This window comes from Commensalibacter intestini A911 (assembly GCF_000231445.1).
In the GTDB taxonomy this organism is placed as follows: Bacteria; Pseudomonadota; Alphaproteobacteria; order Acetobacterales; family Acetobacteraceae; genus Commensalibacter; species Commensalibacter intestini.
Genome location: NZ_AGFR01000007.1, coordinates 15,454 through 35,174, shown reverse-complemented (window position 1 = coordinate 35,174; position 19,721 = coordinate 15,454). Strand labels below are relative to the sequence as shown.

19 protein-coding genes are annotated in these 19,721 nt (G+C 37.3%); 5 read left to right on the top strand and 14 right to left on the bottom strand.

Going from position 1 to position 19,721, the window contains the following annotated elements; genetic code table 11:
- Window position 1: 1 nt before the first annotated feature.
- Complete coding sequence (def, locus tag CIN_RS05300; protein WP_008854028.1) at window positions 2-538, bottom strand: peptide deformylase; 537 nt, start codon at window positions 536-538, stop codon at window positions 2-4.
- Window positions 539-743: 205 nt separating this feature from the next.
- Between def and CIN_RS05295 the strand changes: the two genes are divergently transcribed.
- A complete protein-coding gene (locus tag CIN_RS05295; RefSeq protein WP_050798358.1) occupies window positions 744-1,277 on the top strand; it encodes an Hsp20 family protein in 534 nt (177 codons plus the stop codon).
- A gap of 66 nt (window positions 1,278-1,343) precedes the next feature.
- On the top strand, window positions 1,344-1,610 hold the full coding sequence (locus CIN_RS05290; RefSeq protein WP_008854026.1) for a DUF1150 family protein: 267 nt from the start codon (window positions 1,344-1,346) through the stop codon (window positions 1,608-1,610).
- Between the two features lie 73 nt (window positions 1,611-1,683).
- Here CIN_RS05290 and hpf read toward each other — a convergent pair whose 3' ends face one another.
- Both hpf and CIN_RS05280 read right to left on the bottom strand, forming a co-directional pair.
- Window positions 1,684-2,280: a ribosome hibernation-promoting factor, HPF/YfiA family gene (hpf, locus tag CIN_RS05285; protein ID WP_008854025.1), complete on the bottom strand. Its 597-nt coding sequence runs from the start codon at window positions 2,278-2,280 to the stop codon at window positions 1,684-1,686.
- 199 nt (window positions 2,281-2,479) lie between these two features.
- A complete protein-coding gene (locus CIN_RS05280; RefSeq protein WP_139016952.1) occupies window positions 2,480-3,328 on the bottom strand; it encodes a DUF817 domain-containing protein in 849 nt (282 codons plus the stop codon).
- 106 nt (window positions 3,329-3,434) lie between these two features.
- Between CIN_RS05280 and CIN_RS05275 the strand changes: the two genes are divergently transcribed.
- On the top strand, window positions 3,435-3,971 hold the full coding sequence (locus tag CIN_RS05275) for an NAD(P)H-dependent oxidoreductase (protein ID WP_008854023.1): 537 nt from the start codon (window positions 3,435-3,437) through the stop codon (window positions 3,969-3,971).
- Window positions 3,972-4,005: 34 nt separating this feature from the next.
- Here CIN_RS05275 and lptB read toward each other — a convergent pair whose 3' ends face one another.
- The 7 genes from lptB to CIN_RS05240 form a co-directional block, all read right to left on the bottom strand.
- Window positions 4,006-4,782: an LPS export ABC transporter ATP-binding protein gene (lptB, locus tag CIN_RS05270; protein ID WP_008854022.1), complete on the bottom strand. Its 777-nt coding sequence runs from the start codon at window positions 4,780-4,782 to the stop codon at window positions 4,006-4,008.
- 59 nt (window positions 4,783-4,841) lie between these two features.
- Window positions 4,842-5,741, bottom strand: coding sequence for an LptA/OstA family protein (locus tag CIN_RS05265; RefSeq protein ID WP_008854021.1), 900 nt, complete (start codon window positions 5,739-5,741; stop codon window positions 4,842-4,844).
- Window positions 5,742-5,805: 64 nt separating this feature from the next.
- On the bottom strand, window positions 5,806-6,594 hold the full coding sequence (gene lptC, locus CIN_RS05260) for an LPS export ABC transporter periplasmic protein LptC (RefSeq protein ID WP_008854020.1): 789 nt from the start codon (window positions 6,592-6,594) through the stop codon (window positions 5,806-5,808).
- Window positions 6,591-7,583: a KpsF/GutQ family sugar-phosphate isomerase gene (locus CIN_RS05255; protein ID WP_008854019.1), complete on the bottom strand. Its 993-nt coding sequence runs from the start codon at window positions 7,581-7,583 to the stop codon at window positions 6,591-6,593. Before CIN_RS05255 ends, lptC begins: the two co-directional genes overlap by 4 nt.
- Window positions 7,584-7,662: 79 nt before the next feature.
- Entirely contained in the window at window positions 7,663-8,328 is a 666-nt protein-coding gene (locus CIN_RS05250; RefSeq protein ID WP_008854018.1) for a ribonuclease D, read from the bottom strand.
- A gap of 75 nt (window positions 8,329-8,403) precedes the next feature.
- On the bottom strand, window positions 8,404-8,832 hold the full coding sequence (locus CIN_RS05245; RefSeq protein ID WP_040364003.1) for an EVE domain-containing protein: 429 nt from the start codon (window positions 8,830-8,832) through the stop codon (window positions 8,404-8,406).
- A gap of 95 nt (window positions 8,833-8,927) precedes the next feature.
- On the bottom strand, window positions 8,928-9,737 hold the full coding sequence (locus CIN_RS05240; protein WP_008854016.1) for a M48 family metallopeptidase: 810 nt from the start codon (window positions 9,735-9,737) through the stop codon (window positions 8,928-8,930).
- A 241-nt stretch (window positions 9,738-9,978) separates the two neighbouring features.
- Here CIN_RS05240 and CIN_RS05235 point away from each other — a divergent pair, with 241 nt between their 5' ends.
- Window positions 9,979-12,297, top strand: a complete 2,319-nt coding sequence (locus tag CIN_RS05235; protein ID WP_008854015.1) for a TonB-dependent receptor — start codon at window positions 9,979-9,981, stop codon at window positions 12,295-12,297.
- A gap of 33 nt (window positions 12,298-12,330) precedes the next feature.
- A complete protein-coding gene (locus tag CIN_RS05230; RefSeq protein ID WP_008854014.1) occupies window positions 12,331-13,014 on the top strand; it encodes a Fe2+-dependent dioxygenase in 684 nt (227 codons plus the stop codon).
- A 68-nt stretch (window positions 13,015-13,082) separates the two neighbouring features.
- On the opposite strand, the gene CIN_RS05225 is transcribed toward CIN_RS05230, so the two are convergent.
- The 4 genes from CIN_RS05225 to CIN_RS05210 form a co-directional block, all read right to left on the bottom strand.
- Window positions 13,083-15,656 (bottom strand): DUF4175 domain-containing protein, encoded by a 2,574-nt coding sequence (locus CIN_RS05225; protein WP_008854013.1) that lies wholly within the window; start codon window positions 15,654-15,656, stop codon window positions 13,083-13,085.
- Window positions 15,657-15,673: 17 nt separating this feature from the next.
- Window positions 15,674-17,014, bottom strand: coding sequence for a diaminopimelate decarboxylase (gene lysA / locus CIN_RS05220; protein WP_008854012.1), 1,341 nt, complete (start codon window positions 17,012-17,014; stop codon window positions 15,674-15,676).
- A gap of 163 nt (window positions 17,015-17,177) precedes the next feature.
- Window positions 17,178-18,785 carry an FGGY-family carbohydrate kinase gene (locus CIN_RS05215; protein ID WP_008854011.1) on the bottom strand — a complete coding sequence of 536 codons (1,608 nt, stop codon included), beginning with the start codon at window positions 18,783-18,785 and terminating at the stop codon, window positions 17,178-17,180.
- A 31-nt stretch (window positions 18,786-18,816) separates the two neighbouring features.
- A complete protein-coding gene (locus CIN_RS05210) occupies window positions 18,817-19,566 on the bottom strand; it encodes an SDR family oxidoreductase (protein WP_008854010.1) in 750 nt (249 codons plus the stop codon).
- Between the last annotated feature and the right edge of the window lie 155 nt (window positions 19,567-19,721).

Here is a 19,721-nt window from a genome sequence, read left to right as displayed (position 1 = left end):
ATTAACGATGTCTTTTTTGTTCTTTGATTACTTTACGCATAATCATATTGCGTTTCAGTGAGGAAATATGATCAATAAATAAAATACCATCTAAGTGATCAGTTTCATGTTGGATACATCTAGCTAATAAATCATCAGCTTCCATTTCCTGTTGTTTGCCATCTAAATCCATATAGCGGACTTTGATTTTTTCTGGACGAATAACTTCAGAATATTGTTCTGGAACAGACAAACAGCCTTCTCTGTCTTCTGTGCATTCTTCTGATTCTTCGATAATCTCAGGGTTTAGAATGATATATTGCTCTTTTTCGCCTTCTTTTTTGGCTAAATCCATAATGAAAAAGCGTAATGGGATTCCAACTTGTGGCGCAGCAAGTCCAATACCATTGGCATCATACATGGTGTCAAACATGACCGGTATAATTTTTCTGATTTCTTCAAGGTCTTTTTCTTCGACTAATTTTGATTTTTTACGCAAAAAAGGATCGGTTGCAACCAAAATAGGTAAAATTTTAGGAGTTTGTGTTTCGGTATTCATGTTGAGTTTTATGCCGTTATAATAGGTGTTTGTGTACGTTTTATATATAATAAACTACTAGTATTACAATATTTTGCCATAATGATAAATCATAATTTTACAGGATAGACTTGCATATTAGGGTAATTTTCCCATATTATAAAGTAGGTAAGTGCCATTGTGGGCTTATTTTACGTCTCGCTCATCATAAAGGAGGAGGCTCTTCATGTCAGGAAGGCTTTTTACATCGCCTATGTTCCTGGGCTTTGACCATTTGGAACAAATTTTAGAACGTGCGGCAAAATCTACATCGGATGGATATCCGCCATATAATATTGAGCAACTTGATTCTTCAAGCTTGCGTATCACATTGGCTGTTGCTGGTTTTATGATGGAAGACCTGCAAATTACTCAAGAAGATAACCAATTGGTTATTCGTGGGCGTCAGTGTGAGGATACTACACAGGAACGCGTGTTTTTATATCGTGGGATTGCAGCTAGACAATTTCAACGTGCCTTTGTTTTAGCAGAAGGCATAGATGTTGAAAGTGCTTGGTTGGATAATGGATTGTTACATATTGATATTCGGCGACCTCAGCCAGAAATGAAGGTTCGACGGATTGAGATTATACAGAATTCAGCCTCTCGTAAAAAAACAAATCCTAAAGTTCCTGCCTATAGAGGGCATTTAGCCGAAGGAAACCGTTCTGAACGCTCTGGTCTAGAGCGTAATATTCAGACGATCGAAAAAGATAGATAAAGTGCTTATATAATATGTTTAAGGTTTATTTTCTTTTTTGATATTATTGATGAAAAGGATCATACAATGAATGATCGTGCTATAAATGACAAAACTAAGTTAATTGCCGCTCAAAAAGACGAGAATGTTGTTGATGTTCGTTATTTGACTGAAAGTCAATTAAAGTCTTTGGGGGTTAGCCAAATGGCCTATGTAAAAACAATCCTGATTAATGGAGATGTTGTTTTTGCTATTCATGCAGCTGATGGGACGCCAATGGCTGTAACAGACAACGTAAAAACTGCTTTTGCAGCTGTTGTTCAACAAGAAATGATTCCTAGTTTGGTTAATTAATTAGAGGTCAATTACTAAATTATTTTAAGATTTTTTGTATAAAAGAAGGGAGGACAAGATCCTCCCTTTTTACTTATTCACTGACACCGGAATCAAGCCAGATGACTTGTCCATCAACATGTCGATAAACGACATTAATACGGTTATTTTCAGAGTTCTTAAACATCAAAACAGGACGTTCTGATAAATCAAGATGCATGATGGCTTCATAGACTGTAAGATTATCAATCTCTGTTGCTTTTTCTGTAACAATTCTTTCTTTAATTTGTTGCTCTAGTTTTTCTTGAGCTGTTACTTCATGCTCTTCCACAGACGCATCTGGTTTAATAATATATTGACGACCCTCAACAAATTTATTGAACGCAGCTTTTTCTCCACGACGACCTAAAAGGCGACCTTTATAACGGCGCAGTCGTTTGCTGATATGTTCAATTGCACTTTCAAAGGCAGCTTGAACCTCGGCAGCAGAACCTTCGCCACGAATAGAAAGGTCGCGAGAGGCATGCACATGAATTTGGCATGTGTAAGAAGAGGGAAGTTTATTAAAAGTAACAGACGCATCAATAATATTATCAAAGTATTTCTGAGTGGTTTTTGCTAATGTTTCCTCAATTTTTTGATGAAACCATTCAGGGATTTCTATTTTTTTACCAAAAATTGATATTTTCATGAATACTCTCTCCATCTTTATTATAAATATCGAAGTATTATTATGAGATAAATTAAATACCTTATACTATTAAGCTAATGTGTGTTTAGGCATTGTGCAATATAGATTTTTTGTGATGATAGATATATTTCTAAAAACGTTCTTTAACATAGTTTTTTCTAAAAAAGCGTGCTAAAATTCGTCTCGGATTTTATCAAAGCTATTTAGGGATATAAACGGTCTTTTTAATATGCTTTAAGAAAATCGTAATGGTAAAAGTCATAATGACAAGTAATGCCCAAGAACTCCATTTTCCAGTATGCACCATTGACCATGAAGTAATCTGATTGGGATATTTCCATATTCCAAAGAAGGTGCTGATATTTTCAGCAAGCCATATAAAAAAGCCGATCAGAATAAAAGCAAGTAACATTGGCATTTTTCTTTCACGATCATAAGGCGTAAAAATAACCGTTGTTCTTGCGTATAGTCCTAGGACAGTTGCCGCAATATACCAGCGATAATCGCCTAAGAAATGATGTGTAAAGAAATTAATATAAATGAGTAAAGAAACTATGACGGCAAATGTATAAGGTGGGTGGTGATAGATTTTTACATCTAGCAATCGCCACGCTTGGATAATGTAACTGCCGATTGCTGCATACATAAATCCAGAGAATAAAGGAACATTGAGGACTTTAGTATAAGCAAAATCAGGATAGCTCCATGAGTGAATATTGGCCGATGTTTTAAAGACTTCCAGAGCAAAGCCGATAATATGAAATAACATGACGGCTTTTAGTTCGTCTAATGTTTCCAGCTTTGTGTAAACCATGCCGATTTGAATACAGATCGCAATGATGAAGAGGACATCGTAACGTGGAATTCCTAATAGACCACTTTTAGGAATGATAAAAATAGAGAGAAAAAATAATCCGACGAATAAACAAGCTCTTGCTTCTTTAATGCCAAAAAATAAGAATTCAACACAAAAGCGCTTCCATCCAGATAGATTGGGAATAAGTGGGGGATGAATGAGTTTTTCGTCTAGTAATTCCAAAGTAGACATTGATGGTTCTCTGTATGAAAGCGTATTGATTATAGAAGATTTCTTCATAATATGATTTAGTAAAAAAGAACACGTAAATATTTATTTTATTAATGAGGAGTGTACAATGGCTTTGATGATCTTGGCCCATCCATATTTTGATGTTTCTGTGGCCAATAAAACAATTATCCAAGAGTTACAAAAACAAGATTTAGATCTGGAAATTCGTGATATCCACCATTTATATCCGGACTATCAGATTGATGTCGCTGCTGAACAAGAGGCATTATTGCGTCATGATACGATTATTTTGCAATATCCAATGTTTTGGTTCAGTATGCCCGCAATTTTAAAGTACTGGTTTGATAGTGTTTTTACCTATCAATTTGCGTATGGTTCCAAAGGGGATAAACTGAAAAACAAGAAACTACTTCCGAGCTTAACCGTAGGGCAAGTCGAAGGTAATTTTTATGATGGAGAGCATTTTTTAATTGATGACTTTTTACGCTCTATTCAAAAGTCTGCAGAATATGCACAAATGGAATATTTAAAGCCAATTTGTTTGTTTGGCGTTTCCCCAGTAGAAGGAAATACCAAAGAAGAAGTGCAGACAAAAGCGGCAAAGCATAGTCAAAAATTAGCTGAAATAATTCGTGGTTTGTAAAAAAAACCCCTTAGTAAATAAGGGGATTTTGATATTACATAGAGAATTTTTCACCCAAGTAAACACGACGAACATCTTCATGGGCAACAACTTCGGAAGGAATACCTTCCATTAATAATTGTCCACTATTCATAATATAAGCGCGGTCAATAATTTCTAACGTTTCACGAACGTTATGGTCTGTAATTAACACGCCAATACCACGATCTTTAAGATGGGACACAAGGTCACGAATTTCGCCAACCGCAATTGGATCAATCCCAGCTAAAGGCTCATCGAGTAGAATATAGTTTGGATCACTGGCCAATGCTCTGGCGATTTCTAAACGACGACGTTCACCACCCGATAAAGACAGAGAAGGAGAACGACGTAAATGGCTGATACCGAATTCAGCCAATAGGCCATCTAAAGTTTCTTGTCTTTTATGATAATCAGGTTCTACAACTTCTAAAACAGCCATAATATTTTGTTCAACATTCAGCCCACGGAAAATACTAGCTTCTTGAGGTAAGTAACCAATTCCTAAGCGAGCTCTACGATACATAGGGAGTTTGGTAATATCAGCACCATCCAGTTTGATTGATCCTGTATCAGGTTGAACCAAGCCTACGATCATATAAAAGCTTGTTGTTTTTCCAGCACCGTTTGGCCCTAATAATCCAACGGCTTCTCCACGATGAACTCGCAAAGAAACATTTTGCACAACAGAACGTTTTTTATAGGTTTTGCCAATATTGCTTGCAATTAAACCTTCATTATTTTGGGGCTCATTCGTATGTTTATGAGTTGAATGATCAGGAACAGTATTCATAATGGTATAGAACCTTCTGTAAAAGTAGTCACTTCAATGTCAAGTTATTGAGGTTTAAATTATTTATTACTTGGTTTTGGATTATTAGTTTCATTTGGAACGACTAACCCTTGAACACGACGACCAGGCGCTTCGGTCATATGCGCAATGCCTGTTTTCATATTAATAATAGCCGCATGTCCATTTAACTGGTTTGCACCTCTGGTAATATGAACATTACCAACAACACGTGCAATACTGGTATCTGGTACATAAACACCACGATCTCCTCGAATGGTTTCTGTTTGTGTTCTAACCACAACATTACCAAACGCATCGACTTTTTCTAATTTGCTAGAACGTGTCATATCGTCTGGATTACCAGCGGCTTGTTTGTTATCAGGCTGTTTATTTTTTGCGTTCGGATCTTTTTGATCGTTAGGTTTACTATAGCCAACCAAGACATCTGCTTGAATACGATGACCATTTTTAAGGTTCGTTACAGAAGCATCTCCACGTCCGACAGACATACGAGTATTAGAGTGATACTCCATTGCATCTTTGGCTGTCATTACGTTTTGAGGTGTCGTTATCTTCATATTTTTGCCAGTTAAGACAAGAGTAGCTTGATCGATATCATAAATCCCTTTATCGCCCCAAGCTTGATCTGTATTGGTATAAATATGCACATGTCCGTAAGCATACAAGCGATAAATTTCATTTGATCCTGATTCATTTTGGGTCAAATCATTACTTTTATTTTGTGTATCGCCGGCTGGTTTGGGTTGATTATTATCACCAGTATTTGCTTTTTTACGATATAAAGCAACTAAACGATCAGCGGTAACAGTAACATCGCCTCTAATTGCTTTTGCTTGATCATAGGCAGTTACAGATTTTGCGTTTTGATCCCAATCAAATCCACCTAGAGCTGTAATAGTGATTTGTCCGCCATGAGATAAATCAATATTTTGAGCCATTACTGGGGAAGTATGAAGGAGTCCTCCACCCACCAAGGATGTAAATGTCAAGAATAAAGCGTGTTTAATGTTCATGGGATTGTTCCGACGTTTTGGAAGGTTGCGAAGGAGGAGAGGAAGGTTTCTTGTTATCGTTATCATCATTTAAAATCATGCGCCCAGGCCCTTTAAATTGAGCAATGTTGGTATGCATATCTAAAAAATAAGCCTGTGCATCCAATTGACCAAATGGACCTTCGGCATGTATCCAGTCATTAGCAGTCACGACGGAATCTTTTAAAGCAACATCAGCAATATCGCTATACATAAACAGACCATCATCACGATATAAAACAACATGATCGTACAAGTTTAAGTCTTGTTCATGTTGCATATAAATACCATTATTAGCTGTAACCATAAGCCAGCTACCTCCTTGCAGAAGGATATCTGCTTTAGGATCTGTTAAGCGGATCATATCGCTATTGCTTGAGTTTTGAATAACTTTACTGGAAGTAATCGTATAAGGCCTATCTGATGAATCTAATCCATGAAAAGTAGCCCCAACCATAGTACCACTTTCAACTTTGATTCGTGACAGCTGCTTAACTACCTCTTTATTTGTATTAATGATACGATCAATTTCTGGCCAGATAGCAATTGATCCTAACAATAACAAAGCCAGAATAGGAAGCACCCATTTCGTCCATTTGATGATTTGCTTTCTACGCAAAATATCTTCTTCTTTAGGCACTTGTCGACGAGTAATGGTCGTATTTGCTCGTTGTTTTAAATATTTTTGCTTTGCTTGAAAGTCAGTTCTTTCAACTTGTGGCGCTTTGGTATTTGGATGATCTGGTTGATTTTCGGTCATGCTATTCCTGCGCGTAAAAGATCGTGAATATGTAATACACCTGTTGGTTGATGATGTTGATTAACCACAAACAAACAGGTAATTGGATGTTCAGGGTTATTCATTAATCTGAGGGCTTCTGCAGCGAGTATATCTTCTTTGACAGTCATAGGCTTGGTATTCATTACATCCTGAGCAGTGAGATTTCTAATATCTTTATCCAATGTTCTACGTAAATCCCCATCAGTAATCAACCCAATTAATACACCTTGTTCAGAAATAATTCCGATACAGCCTAATGCTTTTTTGGTCATTTCCATAATAGCTTCTAGAATTGGCATGTTTGATTGACCCAAGGGTATTTCTTTGCCAGTATGCATTAGGTCACGAACAGCCTTGAGTTTACTTCCTAAACGGCCGCCTGGATGGTATATTCCAAAATCAGATGCAGTAAATTGACGTTTTTTTAATAATGTAATTGCCAAAGCATCACCAAAAGCAAGTTGCATAACAGTACTCGTGGTGGGAGCTAATCCAAAAGGACAGGCTTCTTTAGATTTTGGTAATGTTATCGCAATATTTGCAGCGATGGCCAAAGTTGATTGAGCATTGGTTGTAATGGAAATCAGAAAAATATCAAATCGCTTGGTGTGAGAGATAATGCTTGCCAGCTCTGCTGTTTCACCAGAAGCGGAAATTGCAAGAACGATATCTCCTGGTTGGATCATCCCTAAGTCACCATGGGCAGCTTCGGCAGGGTGGACAAAAAAGGATGCTGTGCCTGTAGAGGCCAGAGTTGCTTGTATTTTTTTAGCGATATGACCAGATTTTCCAATACCTGTTAGGACAACTCGACCTTGAAATGTAGAGATTTGTTCGATTGTCTGGCTGAAGGCTGTTGATAGTGCAACATCACTTTGTAGTGCATCAATAAGTTCTTGAATCCCTTGCTTTTCAATCAGCAACGCATCACAAGCAGTATGAATATCATAATCGGAGATTGGATTCATATATTTATGCACTTACAGGTTAATAGACAAATAACATTGACACTATAAAACAGTTATGATTTTCAATCAAATAGATCTTTTATGAGCTACGATGTTGAAAAATATCTGGTTCGTCATAGCCTAAAATATCTAAGTCTGCGCGAGTTGGTAAAAAATCAAAGCAGGATTGAGCGAGTTCTAAACGATTTTCACGAATGAGGAGTTCTTTTAAAGCATCCCATAACTGGTGGAGATATAAAACATCTGAAGCAGCATAAACCAGTTGATCTGAGTTCAGCGTTAAAGCCCCCCAATCAGAGCTTTGTTGTTGTTTAGACAATTCAATTTTTAGAATATCTCTGCATAAAGCAGCTAGACCATGCTTGTCTGTAAAGGTTCTGACTAATTTGGCGGCAATTTTTGTGCAGATGACAGAAGAGAGTTTGATATTTAAATAATGTTGCAAAATACCAACATCAAAACGTGCAAAATGCATGATTTTTGTAACAGAAGGAGAGGTTAAAAGCTTTGTTAAATTTGGACAAGCATTAAAGCCTTTTCCACCCAGATGTTCTGGAATGAATTGAACCAGATGCACTTGGCCATCTCCACTAGAGAGTTGAACTAAGCATAAACGATCACGGTGATGATTTAACCCCATTGCTTCGGTATCAATTGCGACAATGTTCCCTAAATCGATATTGTCAGGCAGGTCATGTTGATGAAGGTGAATATAATCAGGGGTAGATGTATCGTTTGCAGACATAAAATAAAAATCCAATTACGCTTTTAAGAGAAAAAATACTATATAATATGTTGTTAGATAAGATAAGAATAATTTTTACTTTTTGAGATCTTCTTCAGAAACATGCCCTAATTGGCATAAAATTTGCCAATGTTCTGGAGCAATGGGCATAACAGATAAACGAGATTGTTTGATCAAACTAATTTCCTCGAGCCCTGGCGTTGCTTTAATTTGTTTTAATGTTACAGGATTAGGAACGGAGCAAACTGTTTTTACATCAACACAGAACCATTTTTGATCAGGAGCGGTTGGGTCTGGGTATGCTTCTTTGACAATACGAACAATACCAACAATTTCTTTTCCAACATTAGAGTGATAAAAGAATGCTAGATCTCCATTCTTCATAGATTGTAAGTTTTTTTTAGCTTGATGATTACGAATGCCTGTCCAAGGTTCAACGTTATTTGTTATTTGTTCTTGCCATGAAAATGCATCAGGTTCTGATTTAACTAACCAGTAATTCATCATTTTTATCCTTATTCTTTTATCAGTGCCGAGTGTTTATCCTCCTATTATGGCTTATATTGGGACGATATAAAAGAATAAGGATAAGATAATTTTTAAGAATGGTCTTTGAAAGTCTGTGCATACCAAAGAGAGACTTCTTCGACACGCTTTGTTAATCTAGGGTAATGAGAGAAAATATGTAAAATATATCCAGCAGTATGAGGAACCATTGTTTCTTGCTTTTGGAATTCATCAGGATTCATTTGATCGTTTAATTTTGCACTACCACAAGCTAACATTTGCAAGGCTGAACGGGAAGCTGAGATATTTTGTGAAACAAAAGCACCAACACGATCGCAAGTAAGCTCTCTAGCGCGAGAGTAGGCTTTTCCTAAAAAAGGAATAAAAGATCCTGTTAGTCGTAAATAGCATTTTATACCGCTTAAATGACCAGAAACATGGTGGCCTAGCTCATGTCCAATAACAAATCGAACTTGTTCTTCATTGTCAGCATCAATCAGTGCAGAAGTTAACCAAATATATCTTTGACGACCAATTAAACGCACTGCCATTGCATTTATAACGCCATTTGAATTATAAATAAAAGCTTGAGGGGCTTCTGTAAGGCCAACTTGTTTGGCACCTTCTTGCACCATTTTATGTAAGTGTGGAAATTGATTGGGGCCAATTAGAACATAGTGACCAAACATATATGCTCGTGTTAAAGCGCGAGCAATATAAGAAACTAACCAAAAAACAGCGATATATATAATAAAGATACTTAAATGCAGGTAATCTTTATGTAAAATATACGATAAAAAAGTTAAAGCAATAATTGCCCAGATAATACAGCCACAAACAATAACATATGTTCCGTATGTTTTTTCTTTTGGATGTCTGATTTTTTCTATTTGAAATTGCATGGTAGATTCATTCATTAGTAAATGTTCATTATTATAATCATTTTATATCTTTATCATGATTATTATTAATAAAAAATATCTTTTTAGAATTAAATCGTAATAAAAGTAGCAGTAAACTAAGATTTAATTATTTTTAAAAAGTTGTGTATTAACGCTGATATTACCCTTGAAATATTAAGAATGATTATCACTATTAAACACTAATGAGAATCATTCTTAATATTGATAAAGTAATAATATAATGAAAAAAGTTGGTATTCACAGGATTGTTCGGCCAGTTTCTTTGGCGACTGTGATGGTTGGTTTTATAGGCAGCTCTGCCGTTGCACAGACAATGGCTTCAGATGATTTGAAAGATAGTAAAAAGAGCGAAGTGGAAACAAAAGGAAAGAATGCAGATCCGTCCACGTCAGATGAACATATTCTCGTTAGAGGGAAAAGAACCTCTAATATTTTAACCCATGATACTGGGGTGGATCAAATGCCTCAAGATGTGATGCATACACCTCAAAATATCAATGTTGTGCCTCAAAAGATTTTACAAGAACAAAATGTAAAATCATTGGAAGAGGCGTTAAAAAATGTGCCTGGAGTAACCGCTTCTGTCGGTGAGGGGCGAGGAGGAATGTCAGGCAATCAATTTCTAATCCGAGGCTTTCCCGCACAAAATGATATTTACGAAGATGGACTTAGAGATTTTGGGGTTTATACCAGAGATAGCTTTGATTATGATAGCGTAGTGGTCATTAAAGGGCCGTCTTCTTCTGTTTTTGGAAATGGAACAACAGGTGGAGCGATTAATGTTGTTACGAAAAAACCGTTATTAACAGATCGCTATGATGTTAATTTCTCTGGAGGAAATGTGGATTATTATCGTGGCACAGTTGATGTTAATAAACAAATTACAGACACAATTGCTGCTCGTATTGTTGGGGTAGGAAATAGTAATAACGTTGTTGGACGAGATTATATTTACTCTCATCATTGGGGGCTGGCACCGTCGATTGGTTTTGGGTTGGGCACTAAGTTAAGTTATGTGATCCAATATGTTTATCAACAAGATAATCGTATTCCTGACTATGGTATTCCCGTGGTAACAAAACCAGGAACAAGCATTGCAAAACCTATTACTGAATATGGTATTCGTCGCAGTAACTGGTACGGTAATTGGATGGATAGTGATAAAACACAAGATCATCAGTTAACGGGGCGTTTAAAATATGAATTAACGCCAGATATTGTTATTCATAATGATACGCGTTATGGGAATTATCAACGTGAATACTCGGTAACACGTCCACAATGTCAAGTTGCCAATTGTGTGACCCCGTATTTTACTGGCCATCCAGAAAATGCAATTATTGGCACAGCTGGGCCTGCGCCTTATCGTCAGAGAACTTGGTCATTTCAGAATGTATTATCAACGGTTGCTAATTTCCATACATGGGGCTTTAAGCACCAGTTAACGGGTGGTGTTGACTTTTCTTATGCCAGTGAAAATAGATTTTATGGAGAGTATTCTTCACCTTTACCAACGAATAGTTTAGTCAATCCAACGCCAGTAATAAATTATCCAATTACGATTTTACCTGGGGATCCCCATGGAACGAATATCAGTGGGGCAACGGGTGCAGGAGATCCTGCGTTAAGAAAAGGACATACACGAGATGTGGGTGTTTTCTTATATGATCAATTTTGGATGACAGAGCAATGGTCTATTAAGGGCGGCGTTCGTTATGATAATTGGAATGCCAAATACGGGACTGAAGGGGGCAGTGCAGGCAGTGTTTGGGCGGCTAATAACATGAGCACGACAAATAATATTGTGAATCCAACGGTCAGTTTGATGTATAATCCAACAGATAATCAAATGTATTATTTTACATGGGCAATGTCTACAACGCCTTTGGGAATGTATCTAACGAACTCTTATGCACCCATGCGCGACGGTCAAAGTGGTATGAAACCAGAGCGCAGCCGTTTATATGAATTGGGTGGCAAATGGAGTTTATTAAGTCAACGTGTTGGTATAACAGCGGCATTATTTCGTTTAGATAAAAGCAATCAAATCGTCAGTGATCCAGTGTCAGGGGACGTAATGAGTTCTGGCGATACGGTTCGTAACGAAGGGGTCGAGCTGGGTGTTTCTGGAAATGTCACAAAACATTGGAATGTTTACGGAGGTTTTGCTGCGTATCACAGTAATGTTGAATCATCTCAAACTGTAGGTGCCAAAGGAAGTCGTGTGCAATATGTTCCAACACAACAAGGGAACTTATGGACGACGTATGATATTATGCCTGAAACGCCTTATAATGTAACTGTTGGCGGTGGAATTACGTGGAGAGGAAGTGTATGGTTGAATAATACCAATACAGCCAAAGCCCCAGCAAATGTGAGTATTGATGCGATGTTATCTCATAAATTCGATGAGCATTGGAAAGTTGCTTTTAATATTTATAACTTAACCAATCGTTTAAATTATGATTCTTTATTTGGTAATCGTGTTACGCCATCTTCAGGTAGAGCATTTTTATTTAGTCTCAATATGTTACAATAATTTTAACGTTTTTCAGAGGAGCAAGGTGAACTCATGATTATTCATATTCCAGAGGTATTAAACGCTGAAGAATTATCTTATGTGCGTTCAGTATTTGCCAAGGCAACGTTTGTTGATGGAAAAGTCACTGCTGGTGAGCAATCGATGCAGGTGAAGAAAAATGTGCAAATTGATCAAAATTCCTCTGAAAGTAAAGAGTTAGGAGAAATTGTTTTAAAAGCATTGGGACGTAATCCGATTTTTAATTCTGCGGTGATGCCTTATCGTGTGGTGCCACCTTTGTTTAATCGATATGATATGGGGATGGAGTTCCCCGATCATGTTGATAATGCACTGCGTCCTATTCCAGGAACAAATATGCGGATTAGAACGGATGTTTCTTCGACATTATTCTTAAATGACCCAGAAGAATATGAGGGAGGAGAGTTAATTATTCATGATCATAGTGGTTCTCAGGCTATAAAATTACCTGCAGGAGATATGATCGTCTACCCAACATATAATTTACATTCAGTGAGTCAAATCACTAAAGGTAGTCGTTGGGCATCTTTTTTTTGGACGCAATCAATGATTAAAGAAGCGGATCGAAGAAAGATCCTATTTGATTTAGATATGACGATTATGAAATTGAGGACACGAATGGAGGATAACGATCCTCAGATCTTGGAGTTAACCAATGTTTATCATAACTTGATGAGACAATGGTGTGAGTTATAATTTAGATTGATTATCTGTTTGAATCCCACAAATTATTTGTGGGATTTTTTGTAAGTCTACTCGGTTGATTAAAACATATTTAATAATCGATAAATATAATCTAAGTCTTTGTTAGAGCGATTTGGATCGTCTGCACGTTTACGTAATTCCTCTTCAATATGTCTGGCACTGGAAGCGTTTCCAGACAAATCCATCTCTGTATTTTCTTTATCTGTAGAGCGTCCTAATGGATCTTTTTTCTTATCGGCTGAAACTTTATTGTCAGATGAGGGATCTTCTTGAGGATTTTTAGCAGAGAATACAGGAAAGAAATTAGAGAATTGTTGTGCTTGCTTCTGCATGGTTTGTTTAGCAGATTGATTGCCCTTTTGGAGGTTAACTAATGCTTTTTCTTGTGCTTCGGCAGCTTTATGATCATCTTTCTTTAGTAAAGATTGATACGCATCTTCCATTTCATTGGATGCAAGTGTTAGGTTTTCAATAGGTTGCTTTGCAATTGCCTGCATTTGTTCTTGTAATTTTTGCAGTCTATCAATGAGCTCTTGTTGTTTTTGAGCACTTTCTTGAGTAGAAGGAAGTTTTTTATCTCCTTCTGTGTGGGAAGGTTGTGGTGTAATTTGTTTTAATAATTCTGGCGTAGAAAGCTGATTTAAATCTTGATTAGGACGTAAAATTAGCGGTACAGATCGGTTTTGTCTCGCATAACTTTGAGTTAGTAAAGTTTGTTGATCTTTAATTAAAGCTTCTAAGTCTTGCTCTAGTTTTTTCATATCTTGTTGAGCTTTAACTTGATCTTCTAATTTTTTTAAATCTTCAGCGGTGGCATTGCGCATCGTATTTAAAACTTGGTTTGTATATTCCAATTGTTGCATGGCTTTATCCATATCGCCACTTTCAATCGTTTTGCTCATATTTTGGAACATATCTTGAAAAGAACGTGTGCTTTTAAATTGGATTTCTTTCCCATCATTATTCGCAGGATGATCTTTGGCGTTTTGCTTAGCCATGGCCATCATTTTTTGAGCTACTGCATTTTGCAAACGTTCTAATCGTTTGCTAAGTTCTTGTCGATCTTGATTGGTGATTTTATCTTTGCCTAGGCGTTGCATTTTATCGAGCTGCTCTTGCACGCTGGTTTGAGCTGCACGGATTTCCATATTGGCTCTGGCAACCTCTGAACTACTGTTGTTTCTTTCTTCAGTATCAATGGTTAGTTCCCAAAGGCGCGTTAGAGCTTGAGTTTTGATGGCATCACTATTGTTGTTTGCATTATCTAGAAAACAAATAATTCCAACGTAATTAAGAAACAGATCATAATCGCGAAAAGCATTTGGAATGTTTTGTAATGATTCTAATGCTTGAATAGTAGCATCTTTTGAAAGTTTATTTGTTCCATATGCTTGACGAATTTGATCTAATTTTTGTGCTAATAAGGAGGTAAATTGACGTTTAGGGAGTATAAAATCGACCTTAGAGCTAGTCGTCGTTTGTCCAGTCACATCAGTTGCTGTTAATACAGCCTGTGCTTTATCTCCAGCCCAAATATTGCTGGTTAAATCTTGATATAATGTCTGAGTAATTGTTTTGGGGCGATCCCCAAAAGGGAACGTCAAAGAAAGAATATTTTCTTTGGTATGATCTTTATTTTGAGGGAGCGTCACTGAGAGATGTAAAGATTCAATTCCGTAATGTTGTGTTACTTTAAAAGGAAATTCTGTTTTCCAATCATAAGGACTTTTTTGAACTGGCCCTGTCCAAGCAATCTGAGGTGGAAGGTTCGCTGGTAGATTAAATGTCCAAGAAGCAAGAATACGTCCTCTTGCTTTGATTTTTAAAATCCCTGAATGTTGGATACTTCCTTCGACTTGCCATTGGTGGTGGTCAAGTTGTTGAATAGAAGTTTGATTTAAAACAATATCGCTTTCAGGATTAATAATCTCAGGGGATTGCTTTAAGTTAGAAAACGCAATATGCAACCGTGCTTTTGGATCTGTAGAAACGGTTTCCGTGTTGGATTTGATATATATTGGTGCGGAATTACTGTAAGAAGGTGGGATAATCCAAGCCTGCAATGTTGGTAGAGGAACTGTTACATCATCATATCCAGGACGAACTGCAGATAATAAACGAGAATGAGAGCTATGAGGGTGAGAGACATAAAAAGCCGCAAACATACAGACTGTTACAATACCTATACGATTAAGTGTATAGTGACCTTTACATATTTGAGGGGTGCCTGCTTTTAAATGTGGAAATTCTTCAAAAATACGTTGTAAATGAATATTCCAAACCGCTTTGCTTTCTGTCTGAACAGGGGTATCATATAGGGTTTGTAACGGTTGATGGGCAAGTTTGTTATGTTCTTCCAAACGTTGTAATAACTCTTGGAAGGTTGGATAAGGAATTTTCTTTGCTTGATAGATAACAAGACCAATACTGCCAATTGAGATGATGGCTAGTAATAAAGCTCTAAGAATATCAGGCAGGGATTGAGGAATTCCTAGCAGTCCAAAACAAAGATATATCCCCCATATAGAGAGGAAAGAAAGAACAATAGGCCAGCATTTTTCTATCCAAGCATTGAGTTTAGTTAGAAAAAGGGCTTTTTTAATCTGTGCTTTATATTGTGGGGATATATTCATTAATTTACAAAGTCAGTTTAAGTGTTTTTAGAAGAGAATGTAGGAATAATTTCGTCTTGCCATAGATCTTCGACCGATTGGCGTTCTTGAATGACCGCAGCTTGTTTTCCAGAAACCATAATTTGTGCAGCCATCGGACGAGCATTATAAGTAGAGCTCATGACACTGCCATAAGCACCAGCATCTAAAATAGCAATAAAATCACCAGGTTGCAAATTAGGTAAAGAACGATCCCGAGCAAAAATATCACTGGATTCACAAACAGGGCCATCAATATTTAAGGATTTATACGGACGTTGGTATATTTCTGGATTAATTGGTAAAATCCCATGCCAAGCATCATACATTGCAGGGCGAACAAGATCATTCATTGCAGCATCAATAATCACAAAAGGGGCAGCGTCAGCACCATTATCTTTATGCATCACAACTTTGCTGATTAAAATTCCAGAGGGACCAATTAACCAACGGCCAGGTTCTATGCCTAGTTTTAAGTTTAATGGAGCCAAAACTTCTTTCATCAACGTAGCAATTGCTGCTGGACTGGCTTCTTTTTCATCATGATAAGAAATGCCAAAACCGCCACCGCAATCTAATGTAGAAATTTCTAATCCTTGAGCTCGTGCCTCTTTGATTAAATCGACCATTTTTACAAAAGCTTGACGATAAGGATCGGTTGAGGAGATCTGACTTCCAATATGAACATCAAAACCTAGAGGGGTAATGTTTGGGAGTTCATGCGCTTCTTTATAGACAGAAATGGCCTCTTTATAAGCAATACCAAATTTATTTTCGGCTAATCCTGTTGTAATTTTATGATGTGTTTTGGCATCAACATCAGGGTTAATGCGTAAGCAAACAGCTGCATTTTTACCGATTTTTTGAGCAATTTTAGATAGTAAATGTAATTCTTCTCGGCTTTCAACATTGATTTGAGCAATTTGCGTTTCAATGGCCAAAGTGAGTTCTTCTTCGGTTTTTCCTACACCAGAAAAACAAATTTTAGAAGGGGAAATACCAGCTTTCAAAGCACGAAGAAGCTCACCACCACTAACGATATCTGCACCAGCACCTTCTTTTGCCAGCAAATCTAAAATAGCTAAATGTCCATTTGCTTTCATCGCATAATGAATGGAAACATCCAGTTGCTCATCTTTGAAGGCTTGATCTAATTTTTTATATCGTGCTGTTAAAATATCCGCATTAATGACCCATGTAGGGCTGCCATATTTTGTTGCAATTGCTTGTAAAGGCGTTTGTCCAAAAACTAACCCTTCTTTTGCATCAATGCTGAGATCAGGATGAGTTTGCAAAAGAGTTTGTAAATGAGGGGGAAGCGATTTAATTAACGAAGTCATCGAAGTCGAAAGCCTTTACATAAATACTAAAATATCAAACAATGTTAATGTGGTCAGAGAAAGACAAAAGATAATATTTTGGCTATCATACATAAACTTGTTTAACAATCTATTTACGGATGACAGCCAAATTTTTTAGTGAATTAATTTTACGATAATTATTTTATTCACGAATTAATTTAGCAGTTTTTTGAAGCGCTTTATAGGCTTCATAACGACGTTGATGCACAGCGCTATAACGTGCTTCACTATTATAAACTTGGTCTACTTTGGTGAATTGTTTCATTGCTTCTGGCAAAGAAGCTGCAACGTTACCCGCAACGGCACCAAGAATAGCAGAACCTAATAAAACAGGTTCGCTACATTGAGTACTAACAATTGGAATACCAGCAGTATCAGCAAGAATTTGACGCACTAAAGGATGTTGTCCAGCACCACCACTAATGATGATATTTTCACATTGAATTCCACATGCTTTTTGAGCATCAAGGATTTGACGTAATCCATAGCCAATGCCACATAATCCTGCTACATACAGAGCAACAAGATTATCTAGATCACGTTCCATGCCCAATCCAGCAATGACTGCTTTGGCATCAGGATCAGCAAAAGGTGCACGATTACCTAGAAATTCTGGTACGATATGAATCCCTTTAGCAAGATTAACCGCATCAGAAGGTGATTTTACTTTTTCTAAAACCAAATTAGCAAGATATACAGGCAAAGAAACACCTGCTTTTTTTGCTAATTGATGTGCTTCAGCAGAAGCAGGATGAAAATTGACAAGTTGATCAATTGCAGCACCAGCGGCACTTTGTCCACCTTCATTCAACCAACATCCTGGCACCATAGCAGAGTAATAAGGCCCCCAAACACCAGGAACAAAGACTTCTTTTTGAGTGGTGGTCATTGTACAAGATGAGGTGCCGAAAACATAAGCCATATTCGCAAGTGCACCGTTTTTAATACCAACAGTACCAATACCACCTGCATGAGCATCGATTAGCCCGACGGCAACATGTGTGCCAACAGGAAGCCCCATTTCATGAGCAGCTTCTTCCAAGAGACCTTGACCGCAAGGGGTTCCTGGATCAACAACATTTTGTCCAATACGAGCGAAATTCTCATCAGCTAGTTCTGATAATCCAATTTGATGGAAATAGTCTGCATCCCAACGTTTTTCATGGGCCAGATAAGTCCATTTACAAGTAACTGTACAAACAGAACGTGCGAGATCACCTGTAGCACGCCATGTTAAGTAATCAGCAAGATCGAAGAAGTGATGAGCTTTTTGATAAATATGAGGACGATTTTCTTTGAGCCATAAGATTTTTGGTGTTTCCATTTCTGGAGAGATCGTGCCACCAACATAGTTTAGAACAGAATGCTTGGTTGCATTAATTCTTTCAGCTTGTTCAATCGCACGGTGATCCATCCAAACGATGATATTACGATTTGGATCATCGGTAGGGCCAACAGCAAGCGGTTCTTTATTATCACCAATCACAACAAGAGAACAGGTGGCATCAAAGCCTATGCCTGCAACGGATTTAGGAGAAACTCCAGCTTGTTTAATGGCTTCTTTAATTGTAAAGCAAACGGCTTGCCAGATTTCTTGGCTTGATTGTTCAACAATACTGCCAGCACTACGAAAAAGAGTGATATCTTGTTTAGCATGAGCAAGAAGCTCACCGTCAAGATTAAAGACACCAGCACGAACGCTGCCAGAGCCAACATCAACACCAATAATTGTTTTTTCGTTATTCGTCATCAAATTGTCATCCTCATACTAGTCAAATAAATTAAAGATCGACACTGCTAGGTAAAACAACTAAATCACGAATAGTAACGCCTTTAGGGCGTGTTACCATGAATAAAATAGATTCAGCAACTTCAATAGGTTGCATTAAGCTGCCATTTGCAAGAGCTTCTTCCATTTTTTCTTTTGGCCAATCATCAAGAAGAGCAGTAACCACAGGGCCTGGTAACACCGCACCGATACGCACACCATGTTCAGAAACTTGACGGCGAGTTGTATGGACAAAAGCCTGCACTGCGAATTTAGAAGCAGTATAAATTGGCTCCCAAATGACAGGAACAACACCAGCAATAGAGCTTGTGAAAACAATATCTCCTGATTTTTGTTCAATCATATGAGGTAGAACACTTCTTACACACCGGAAGGCCGCACTGTTATTTAAATGAAGCACACGATCCCAAACATCAGGATCACCTTCAGCAATAGGGCCACCAATGTAAGCACCAGCATTGGCATGGAAAATATCCAGACGCCCAGCAAGTTGGATAATGCTGTCAAGAAGGCCATCAACTTGCTTGTTATTGGTAAGATCAATTTGTAAGGCGAACGCATTTTCACCTAACTCAGCAACTATTTTTTTAAGCTTTTCACCTTCACGGTCAATAAGAACGACTTTGGCTCCAGCTTTTAATAATAATTTTGAACATTCAAGGCCAATCCCTGATGCTGCACCTGTAACGGCAGCAACTTTTCCACTGAGGGATAGATCTCTGAAAAAAGCTGTTTGGCTCATTTGATAACCCTTTTAATTTTTGTTTTTTATAAGATTTATCAAGTCTGATTTATGCAATATCTTTTGTCAAGTTATCATCATTTTATATCTTTAATTATTCAAATATGACAAACTGTTACGGGTTTCGAACAAGAGTCACAAAAGAGTGATATGAT